The sequence below is a fragment of the Sphingopyxis sp. SCN 67-31 genome (genome assembly GCF_001725095.1).
In genome coordinates, this window is record NZ_MEFH01000124.1 from 1 (window position 1) to 8,419 (window position 8,419).

The following is an 8,419-nucleotide window of genomic DNA, read 5'->3' on the forward strand; positions in this document are numbered from 1 at the left end:
ATCGGTTCCCGCTTCGCGATAGCGCTCGGGCATCTGCCGGGTAAAGCTGAGCCGAAAGATTGCCGGGTCTTCGTGCGCAAAGCGGACATAGGCGACACCTATTGCAAGAAAGCCGGCCTTGCCGCCGCCCGCCTTGAGCCACGCCTGCGCCTGCAACGCCCCCAGCCGCCGCAGCCCTTCGTCGGCCAGCGCATCGAGCAACGCCTCCTTGTCGGGAAAATGCCGGTAAAGCGCGGTCGCACTGACGCCGACGTCGCGCGCTAGCGCGCGCAGGCCAAGCTCGGCATCGCCGCCCTCGGTCAGCCGCTTCATCCCCGCTGCGGTCACCGCGGCGCGCAGGTCGCCATGATGATAACCCTTGCCACGCGGCGTCGCCGCCGCATCGGCATTTTCCATGTTGACACTGTTATCTTCATCGATCATGTTTTCACTGTAAACATCGCGAGTCGGTCGCGCAAGCGAAAGGAGAAGGGCATGGCAAGCAATATGGAAACGCTGATCCGCGGCGCGGTCTCGAAAGGCATCGGCAAGGTCGCCGATTTCAACCGCAAGCGCCTGCCCCGCCCCACCGACGCGCATCCCTATCTGACCGGCATCCATACGCCGATGACCGAGGAACTGACGATCGAGGCTCTGCGTGTCGACGGGGACATTCCCGCGGCGCTTTCGGGCCGTTATCTGCGCAATGGCCCCAACCCGGCTCTCCCCCCCGATCCCGCGAGCTACCACTGGTTCACGGGCGCCGGCATGGTCCACGGGCTGCGCATCGGCGACGGCAAGGCGCACTGGTATCGCAACCGCTGGGTGCGCGGGACCGAGGCGTGCGCAAAGCTCGGCGAGCCGATCCCGCCCGGCCCGCGCACCGACGGCTTCGATGCCCCCAACACCAATGTCGTCGGATTGGCGGGACGTACCTTTGCGATCGTCGAGGCGGGCGGCAAGCCCGTCGAACTCGACGATCAACTCATGACAATCGCCCACAACCCCTTCGACGGCACCCTCGCTGGCCCTTATACGGCACACCCGCATCATGACCCGCTCACCGGCGAGACGCATGCGATCACCTACCGCGGCGACGAAATGAACAAGGTCTGGCACGTCGTGCTCGACGACAAGGCGCAGGTGATCCGAGAGGAAGCGGTCGCGGTCAGCGACGGCCCGTCGATCCACGACTGCGCCATCACCGAAAATTACGTGCTGGTGTTCGACCTGCCGGTGACCTTTTCGATAAAATCGCTGCTCGCGGGCTATCGCTTTCCCTATGCGTGGAACGAAGCCCATCCCGCGCGGGTCGGCCTCCTCCCCAGGAAAGGCCGCGGCGACGAGGTGGTGTGGGTGCCGGTCGACCCCTGCTATGTCTTTCACCCAGCCAATGCGTTCGAAACCGCCGACGGCAAGGTGGTGGTCGATGTCGTCGCGCACGACACGATGTTCGCGCGCTCGACGCGCGGCCCCGATAGCGAACGGTCGCGCATGGAACGCTGGACCATCGATCCGGCGGCGGGGACGACGACGCGCACGGTTCTGCACGATCATCCGCAGGAATTTCCGCGCTACGACGAGCGGCTGACCACCCGCCCCTATCGCTATATCTACAGCGTCGCCATTCCGGGCGGGGACGCGATCGAAATGGCGATCGCCGATACCCGGCTGTTCCGCCACGATCTGGAAAGGGGCGTGACCGAGGCGCGCGATTTCGGCCCCGGCCGCCATCCCGGCGAGTTCGTCTTCGTCCCGCGCAGCGCCGCGGGCGCCGAAGATGACGGATGGTTGATCGGCCTGGTGGTCGACATGACCAACGAGACGAGCGAGCTCGTCATCCTGAACGCCGACGATTTTACCGGCGCGCCGCAAGCGGTAATCCATCTGCCGCACCGGATCCCGCCCGGCTTTCACGGCAATTGGGTCGCCGATTAGGACGGCCAGCGGTTGACGCGGCGGAGTCATTTCCACATTGATTGGGGAAAGGAGACAGACATGAAGCACTTTGCAGCCGCGTTTGCCGTCTTGGCGTTTCTCTCGTCGCCCGTCGCGGCGGACGAAAATGCGAAGACGCTCAAAGGAACGCTCACCCTTTTCAAGGGTCAAAAGTTCGACGGCGAATCCTATCGCATCGCCAAAGATAATCCCAGCTTGGGGCATGATTTCCTTGTCGGCAGCATAGCCGTCTTTCCCGGCGACGTCTGGGAGGTATGCGATAAGCCTAAATACAAGGGCAACTGCCTGACCCTCTCGGCAGACGAAACCGGTATAGGTAAGGCAATGCTGCAGTCCGCGCGCTTGATCAAAGCCGCAGGAGATTAAGCAGAGAAGCGGCAAATGGCGCTTGTCGTACATGTAACGGCCAGCACTAGACGCCAAAATTCTTCGTCCAATCGCCGGGCCGCCACGGCTCGTCGTGAAAAGCGCTGTCATTTGGCAGCGCTTTTCACGCGCGGTTCGTTTTCCTTTCACTATGACGAAGAAGCTCCCCCTCCTCCGCCCTGCCACGAGCGCGATGGCCGCGTTCCTGGTCCTGTCCACCCCGGCCGCCTTTGCGCAGACCGCGCCGGCCGAAACCACGCCCCCCGCGATGGCGCCCGAACCCGTCGCGCCGCCGGTTGTGATGGTCCCGCCGGTCGCCGCACCGGCTCCGCAGACGACGCAGCCTGCGACGACCGCACCTGCGCCGGTCATCCGCGTGCCGCTCGACGTCGCGCCCCCAGCTACCGAAGCAACGCCGAAGGTGGCGGAACCGCAGGCCGAGGCGGCCCCCGCGCCGCGCGCCGAACGTCAGGCGAAAGCCGCACCGGCCGAGCGGACCCGCGAGCCCGCCGCAGCCCCGGCGAGCCCCGCAACCGAACCAGCCGCACCGGCTACCGCAGCCGCATCGACGCTCGCCGAAGATAGCGCGCTGACGCCGCCGCTCGCGGCGCCGGTTGCCGAACCGGCAGATCCTGTGGTCGCGCAGCGCGCCGATGTCGGCGGCGACGCCTTCCCTTGGGAAATCGCTGGCGGCGCCGCCGCTCTGTTGCTCGCGGGCGGCGCAGCCTTCGCTTTGATGCGCCGCCGTCGCACCGATGGTGTCGCCGAGGAAACGCGCTACGAAGATGGTCCGGTCGCGGCCCCTGCGCCCGAAGCCTATCGCGCGCCTGTCATTACGGCGCCGCCCGCCAAGCCGCGTTCGACGCCCGCATTCGCCACCGCGCCGCACGGCAGCATGGGCCGCCATGAGGCGCTGGCCATGGCCGGCCCGAGCGAGGACAATCCCTTCCTGACGCTCAAGAAGCGGCTGAAGCGCGCGCGCTTCTATGACCGCCGCGAACGGATGGACTATGATGCGCTGCTCGCTGAACAGAAGGATATGCGCCGCCAGCCGGCCAGCGCGTGGGATATCGCCCAGCGTCCCGAACCGGCCCCGGCGCAGCAGGACGTGCATCGTCCAGACACCCGCCCCGCGCGCCCGGGCCTGCGCCCCGGTTTCGCCAAGGGCTGAGCCAGAGGCTGACTAGCCGCGCGCGCCAAGTTTGTTCGTCGCGCAAGGAAAAAGGGCGGCGCCGCAAGGCACCGCCCTTTTTCTTGTCGCCATGGTTCCGCCGGGAGCCGGCGGCAACCGCTGCGAACGACAGCGAACTTACTTGAGTTCGACGGTCGCGCCGGCAGCTTCCAGCTTCTTCTTGATGTCTTCGGCTTCGGCCTTGTTGACACCTTCCTTGACGGCCTTCGGCGCGCCTTCGACGAGCGCCTTGGCTTCGCCCAGGCCCAGGCCGGTGATCGCGCGGACTTCCTTGATGACGTTGATCTTCTGACCACCGTCGCCGGTCAGGACGACGTCGAATTCGTCCTTTTCTTCAGCAGCCGGAGCGCCAGCGCCAGCAGCCGGAGCGGCAACAGCGACAGCAGCGGCGGCCGAAACGCCCCACTTTTCTTCGAGCATCTTCGAAAGTTCAGCAGCTTCCAGAACGGTCAGCGCCGACAGGTCTTCAACGATCTTAGCAAGATCAGCCATTTTCATTCTCCATCAGAACCGGGATAGCCCGGTGAATTGGTAAGGGTAGGTAGGGTTTATGCCGCTTCCTTGGCGCCATAGGCACCAAAGACCCGCGCCAGCTGACCAGCCGGGGCTGCCGCAATCTGGGCAACCTTGGTGGCCGGAGCCTGAAGCAGGCCGATAAGCGTGCCGCGCAGCTCGTCGAGCGACGGCAGCGAAGCGAGCGCCTTCACGCCTTCCACGTCGAGGACCACATCCCCCATGCCGCCGCCAACGATTTCAAGCTTGTCGTTGGTCTTGGCAAATTCCACGGCGATCTTCGCAGCCGCCACCGCATCGGTGGAAGCGGCAATAGCCGTGGGACCGGTCAGATAATCGCTGATGCCGGTGTAGGGCGTGCCTTCGAGCGCGATCTTGGCCAGGCGGTTCTTCGCGACCTTGAAGCTCGCGCCCGCGTCGCGCATCTGCTGGCGAAGCACCGTCGACTGGGCGACGGTAAGACCAAGGTTGCGAACGATCACAACCGAAGCCGCATTCGACAGCGTAGCGTTCAGCGAGGATACGGCATCGGCTTTTTGAGCACGATCCATGCCTGTTTCTCCACTCTGTGCCCGGATGCGCGCAACAGGGCGCGCCGCCGGGCGGCTAACGAACGCAAAGGCCAGAAAGGACGCATCCCGTCTGTCCGTTGCGTGGCGATGTCCGATGGGGTCGGTCAAGCCGCGGGCGCCTGGATACAGGCGGGCGACCGAAAAAGACTGTTCCCCGTCTAGGCTGGAAATTAAGCGGAGCAAATCCCCCGCACCAACTGTCTCGGACGGAATTGCCAGGATCGGAACCCTGACAACACGGGGGCGCCTAATAGCGGCGAGCCGCAGCGAGTCAAGGGAAATAGCCGCTCCGGCCACAGAGCGCTCGCGCACAAATTCGCAAAACCCCTTGCGCAATTTTATTTACGATATATCTTAGAGCTATCTAAAAACAGTCTGAAGGATAAAGACATGCACTTTCATGGACATAGAGGCGATCGCGGATGCGGCATGCGCCATGGCATGCGACACGGCGGGCGCGGATTCGGACCCGGCTTCGGCCGCGGGCGCGGCTTTGGCGGCCGTCACGGCCACGATGACGAGGGCCGCGGCCGGCGTCGCCGGATGTTCGACAGCGGCGAACTGCGCCTCGTCCTGTTGCGGCTGATCGCCGACGAACCGCGCCACGGCTACGACCTGATCCGGCGGATCGAGGAACTGACGGGCGGCGCTTACGCGCCCAGCCCCGGCGTGATCTACCCCACCCTCACCTTGCTCGACGACATGGGCCAGATTGCCGCGGCCGACAGCGAGGGCGCCAAGAAGCTGTTCGCCATCACCCCCGAGGGTCAGGCCGAACTCGACGCCAATGCCGCGCTCGTCGACGAACTGCTGGCGCGGCTGGCGGAAGTCGGCGATGAGCAGCAGCGCACCGACAGCGCTTCAGTGCGCCGGGCGATGGGCAATTTGCGTGCCGTATTGATGAACCGGCTGCGCGACCGCGAGCTCGACGAAGCGACGCTCCACGAGATTGTGGCGCGGATCGACGAAGCGGCACAGAAGATCGAGCGGCTTTGATGGAGGCTCAGATGATCCATACCGCCACTGCGCAGGTCCCCACGGCGCATGCGAGCAAATATCTGCAGCAGCTCTGCAAGCATTGGCAGCATAATCTGGCGGTCGCTTTCACCGCCGATCACGGCACCGTGACCTTTCCGCGCGACGCGCGCGGGGCGGACTGGCCCGGCGACGGGCTGGTCACCTTCGACGGCGGCAAAGCCACCCTGTCGGTTCGCATCGATGCGAGCGCCGAAGGCCAGCTCGAGGCGTTGAAGGGCGCGGTCGCGCGTCACCTCGACCGCTTCGCCTTTCGCGAGGCGCCGCTGCGCTTCGACTGGCAATAGGCAAGGTCGAGCCGGGCGCGCGGTCTATACCGCCGGCCCGGCCGATCGGCCGATGGGCCGCGCCATGTCAGTCGGCGCGCGCGGGAAGACCGTTGACGAGCTGATGCAGCTCACCGGCTTCCCACATTTCCATCATGATATCGCTGCCGCCGACGAATTCGCCCTTCACATAGAGCTGGGGGATCGTCGGCCAGTCCGAAAATTCCTTGATGCCCTGCCGGATTTCCATGTCCTGCAGCACATCGACGCTGGCATATTCGACGCCAAGCCGGTCGAGCATCGCAATGGCGCGCGACGAAAAGCCGCACTGCGGGAAAAGCGGCGTGCCCTTCATGAAGAGCAGGACGGGATTGTCGGCGACCAGCTTGGCAATGCGGTCGTGAGTGGCTTCGGTCATAACAGGTCTCCGGCACGGGCGCGGGCGCGCCGCATTGGGGTCATACCCCTATGAAGGGATGGCGGTGGTCAATTGCAAGGCGTGAAGTTCGCCGCCCATGCGCCCGCCAAGCGCCGCATAGACCGCCTTGTGCTGCGCGACGCGGCTCAATCCGCGAAAGGATTCGCTGACGATATGCGCCGCATAATGATCGTTGTCGCCGGCAAGATCGGTGATCGTCACCTCCGCGTCGGGAAGCGCCGCCTCGATCATCGCCCGCAAATCGGATTCGCGCATGCCCATGCCGGATGTCCTGCCTGGTTCCGCGATCAGTTCTGCGTGTCGATGAACTGGCGGCGCGCCTCGGCCGTCTTTTCGTTGAGCATCGAGCGGATTTCGGCGTCGCTGATCTCGACCGCGGCGGCGGTCAGGTCGCCAGCCAGCTTGCGGATCACATCCTCGTCGCCGGCCTCCTCGAAATCGGCCTGCACGACCGCCTTGGCATAGGCGTCGGTTTCCTCGGGCGTCAGCCCCATGCGCTCGGCAGCCCATTCGCCGAGCAGGCGATTGCGGCGTGCGGTGATGCGGAACTGCACCTCCTGGTCGCGGGCGAACTTCGCCTCGAAAGCCCGTTCACGATCGTCGAATCCGCTCATTTCACCCTCTTTTGGAAATTGACCCTGTCGGGATGGCAGATAGGTGGCCGCGCCCCGGCGCGCAAGCCGCCTGTGCGGCAGATCACTTCCCTTTTCGCCACAAGGGGTTTAGGGTCCGCCGCAACGGGAATGGGTCGTACCGCAGCAACAGACTGCGCCTTGCCGCCAACCAGATGGCCAGGTGCCCGATGCCGTGACCCTGGGGGAATATCGTGATGACCGTACGACCTGCGTTTCGCCTGTCCTTGCTGGCGCTGCTCGCCGCATCGGCGCCTGTCCCGGCCTGGGCACAAGGCGAAGACCCGACGCTCCGCGACAGCTTTTCGATCGGCAGCCAGGGCGGCTCGCTGTGCGAAGTGCAGGCGACGGTCCGCGACGCCGTCGTCAAGGGCATGTTCGACCGCGCCTGGGTGATCGTCTGCCGCGACGCGAGCCAGCCCGTCGGTTATATCCGCACGCTGCGTGCCAGCGAAGCCGAGGCGGCGCAGCGGCTGGCGGCGGCGCGCGATCCCAACATTGTCTGCGGCGCCGATGGGCGCTGCACGATCAAGGGCAGCAGCGTCGAATGGGCGAGCCGCATCGAAATGGACGGCGCGACCGCCTACACCGCCGAAGGCTTTGCCGCTTATGGCGATGCGCTGACGCTCGCGCTCCAGTCGATCCGGCAGCACAAGGTCGCACCGGGCGTCATCAAGGTCGCGACCACGTCGGTCGGCGGCGGCGACGAAGGCTTTGCGCGCACGCTCGCCGGGACGATCGACCTCGACCGGGCGCTCGCCGAAGGCTATCGCCGCAACCACAGCGGCGACTATGCCGAAGCGGCCGAATTTTTCGAAGCGCTGTCGCGCCGCACCGCGAACGATGCGTCGACCGGCGACATCGACCCGAGCGAATTCACGCTTAACCGCGCGCTCCAGAAATCGAACCTCGGCGAATTTGCTGAAGCCGCGCGCCTGTTCGCCGAAGTCGATGCGATCCCGACGAGCGACCCGGTGCAATTGCGGCTGCGGCGCAATTTTCAGGCGATCGATGCGCTCAACCAGCGCGACTATGCGCGCGCCGCCGAAATCCTGCAGCGTCCGGTGCCGCCGACCACCGCATCGATCGAAGCCGCCGACGGCAGCGTCACGCTAACCCCTGCGATCACCGCGGGGGTCAACAGCGGCAGCAACGCCCGCGCCATCCGCCAGACATCGGACAGCGAGCGTCTGAGCCCGCTCGAGCGCGCGCAGATCATCGACGCACAGGCGACGCATCTGCTCGGCACCGTCGATCGCCTCCGCGGCGATGCGAAGACCGCCAAGCAACTCCAGCTCAAGGGTCTGACCGACGCGCTGGCCGTGCGGCAGGGGCGTGTCACTTCGATCGTCCGGCTCCGTTCGCAGATGCTCGGCGAGCTCGCACTGACCGAAGAGGCACTGGGCGACATGGGCGCGGCGGATGCGCGCTTCCGCGAATCGGTCGATGCGCTCGCGATCGAATAT

The 8,419-nt window shown here is 65.5% G+C and carries 11 protein-coding genes and 1 pseudogene; 6 read left to right on the forward strand and 6 right to left on the reverse strand.

Translation table 11 applies throughout. From position 1 onward, the window contains the following. Nucleotides 1-423: TetR/AcrR family transcriptional regulator (locus ABS88_RS20875; protein WP_286750473.1), on the reverse strand; the 423-nt coding region annotated here is incomplete at its 3' end. Between the two features lie 51 nt (nucleotides 424-474). Here ABS88_RS20875 and ABS88_RS20880 point away from each other — a divergent pair. The 3 genes from ABS88_RS20880 (at nucleotide 475) to ABS88_RS20890 (ending at nucleotide 3,475) form a co-directional block, all read left to right on the forward strand. After that, on the forward strand, nucleotides 475-1,917 hold the full coding sequence (locus ABS88_RS20880) for an 8'-apo-carotenoid 13,14-cleaving dioxygenase (RefSeq protein ID WP_286750474.1): 1,443 nt from the start codon (nucleotides 475-477) through the stop codon (nucleotides 1,915-1,917). Between the two features lie 60 nt (nucleotides 1,918-1,977). After that, nucleotides 1,978-2,304 carry a beta/gamma crystallin-related protein gene (locus ABS88_RS20885; RefSeq protein WP_003039158.1) on the forward strand — a complete coding sequence of 109 codons (327 nt, stop codon included), beginning with the start codon at nucleotides 1,978-1,980 and terminating at the stop codon, nucleotides 2,302-2,304. Nucleotides 2,305-2,497: 193 nt separating this feature from the next. Then, nucleotides 2,498-3,475, forward strand: coding sequence for a hypothetical protein (locus ABS88_RS20890; protein WP_286750475.1), 978 nt, complete (start codon nucleotides 2,498-2,500; stop codon nucleotides 3,473-3,475). A gap of 138 nt (nucleotides 3,476-3,613) precedes the next feature. Here the strand turns inward: ABS88_RS20890 and rplL are convergent, their stop codons facing one another. Both rplL and rplJ read right to left on the reverse strand, forming a co-directional pair. Then, nucleotides 3,614-3,988, reverse strand: coding sequence for a 50S ribosomal protein L7/L12 (gene rplL, locus ABS88_RS20895; protein ID WP_003039166.1), 375 nt, complete (start codon nucleotides 3,986-3,988; stop codon nucleotides 3,614-3,616). Between the two features lie 56 nt (nucleotides 3,989-4,044). Next, a complete protein-coding gene (rplJ, locus tag ABS88_RS20900; RefSeq protein ID WP_003039169.1) occupies nucleotides 4,045-4,560 on the reverse strand; it encodes a 50S ribosomal protein L10 in 516 nt (171 codons plus the stop codon). A 450-nt stretch (nucleotides 4,561-5,010) separates the two neighbouring features. Here rplJ and ABS88_RS20905 point away from each other — a divergent pair, with 450 nt between their 5' ends. Both ABS88_RS20905 and ABS88_RS20910 read left to right on the forward strand, forming a co-directional pair. After that, nucleotides 5,011-5,577 carry a PadR family transcriptional regulator gene (locus ABS88_RS20905; RefSeq protein ID WP_003039172.1) on the forward strand — a complete coding sequence of 189 codons (567 nt, stop codon included), beginning with the start codon at nucleotides 5,011-5,013 and terminating at the stop codon, nucleotides 5,575-5,577. Between the two features lie 11 nt (nucleotides 5,578-5,588). Beyond that, nucleotides 5,589-5,903, forward strand: a complete 315-nt coding sequence (locus ABS88_RS20910; RefSeq protein WP_286750476.1) for a DUF2218 domain-containing protein — start codon at nucleotides 5,589-5,591, stop codon at nucleotides 5,901-5,903. Nucleotides 5,904-5,970: 67 nt separating this feature from the next. Here ABS88_RS20910 and grxD read toward each other — a convergent pair whose 3' ends face one another. Genes grxD through ABS88_RS20925 form a run of 3 tightly spaced genes read right to left on the reverse strand, consistent with a single transcriptional unit; the run spans nucleotide 5,971 to nucleotide 6,935 of the window. After that, a complete protein-coding gene (gene grxD / locus ABS88_RS20915; RefSeq protein ID WP_003039178.1) occupies nucleotides 5,971-6,300 on the reverse strand; it encodes a Grx4 family monothiol glutaredoxin in 330 nt (109 codons plus the stop codon). 48 nt (nucleotides 6,301-6,348) lie between these two features. Further along, nucleotides 6,349-6,582 carry a BolA/IbaG family iron-sulfur metabolism protein gene (locus tag ABS88_RS20920; protein WP_062769264.1) on the reverse strand — a complete coding sequence of 78 codons (234 nt, stop codon included), beginning with the start codon at nucleotides 6,580-6,582 and terminating at the stop codon, nucleotides 6,349-6,351. 26 nt (nucleotides 6,583-6,608) lie between these two features. Beyond that, nucleotides 6,609-6,935, reverse strand: coding sequence for a DUF1476 domain-containing protein (locus ABS88_RS20925; protein WP_003039183.1), 327 nt, complete (start codon nucleotides 6,933-6,935; stop codon nucleotides 6,609-6,611). Nucleotides 6,936-7,150: 215 nt separating this feature from the next. Between ABS88_RS20925 and ABS88_RS20930 the strand changes: the two are divergent. Further along, nucleotides 7,151-8,419, forward strand: a pseudogene (locus ABS88_RS20930) (CHAT domain-containing protein); the annotation flags it as partial.

Excerpts from the sequence above, each read along its gene's own strand:
- ABS88_RS20880 (WP_286750474.1), top strand. The coding sequence starts at position 475 with ATGGCAAGCAATATGGAAACGCTGATCCGCGGCGCGGTCTCGAAAGGC.
- ABS88_RS20885 (WP_003039158.1), top strand. The coding sequence starts at position 1,978 with ATGAAGCACTTTGCAGCCGCGTTTGCCGTCTTGGCGTTTCTCTCGTCG.
- ABS88_RS20890 (WP_286750475.1), top strand. The coding sequence starts at position 2,498 with ATGGCCGCGTTCCTGGTCCTGTCCACCCCGGCCGCCTTTGCGCAGACC.
- rplL (WP_003039166.1), bottom strand. The coding sequence starts at position 3,988 with ATGGCTGATCTTGCTAAGATCGTTGAAGACCTGTCGGCGCTGACCGTT.
- rplJ (WP_003039169.1), bottom strand. The coding sequence starts at position 4,560 with ATGGATCGTGCTCAAAAAGCCGATGCCGTATCCTCGCTGAACGCTACG.
- ABS88_RS20905 (WP_003039172.1), top strand. The coding sequence starts at position 5,011 with ATGCGCCATGGCATGCGACACGGCGGGCGCGGATTCGGACCCGGCTTC.
- ABS88_RS20910 (WP_286750476.1), top strand. The coding sequence starts at position 5,589 with ATGATCCATACCGCCACTGCGCAGGTCCCCACGGCGCATGCGAGCAAA.
- grxD (WP_003039178.1), bottom strand. The coding sequence starts at position 6,300 with ATGACCGAAGCCACTCACGACCGCATTGCCAAGCTGGTCGCCGACAAT.
- ABS88_RS20920 (WP_062769264.1), bottom strand. The coding sequence starts at position 6,582 with ATGGGCATGCGCGAATCCGATTTGCGGGCGATGATCGAGGCGGCGCTT.
- ABS88_RS20925 (WP_003039183.1), bottom strand. The coding sequence starts at position 6,935 with ATGAGCGGATTCGACGATCGTGAACGGGCTTTCGAGGCGAAGTTCGCC.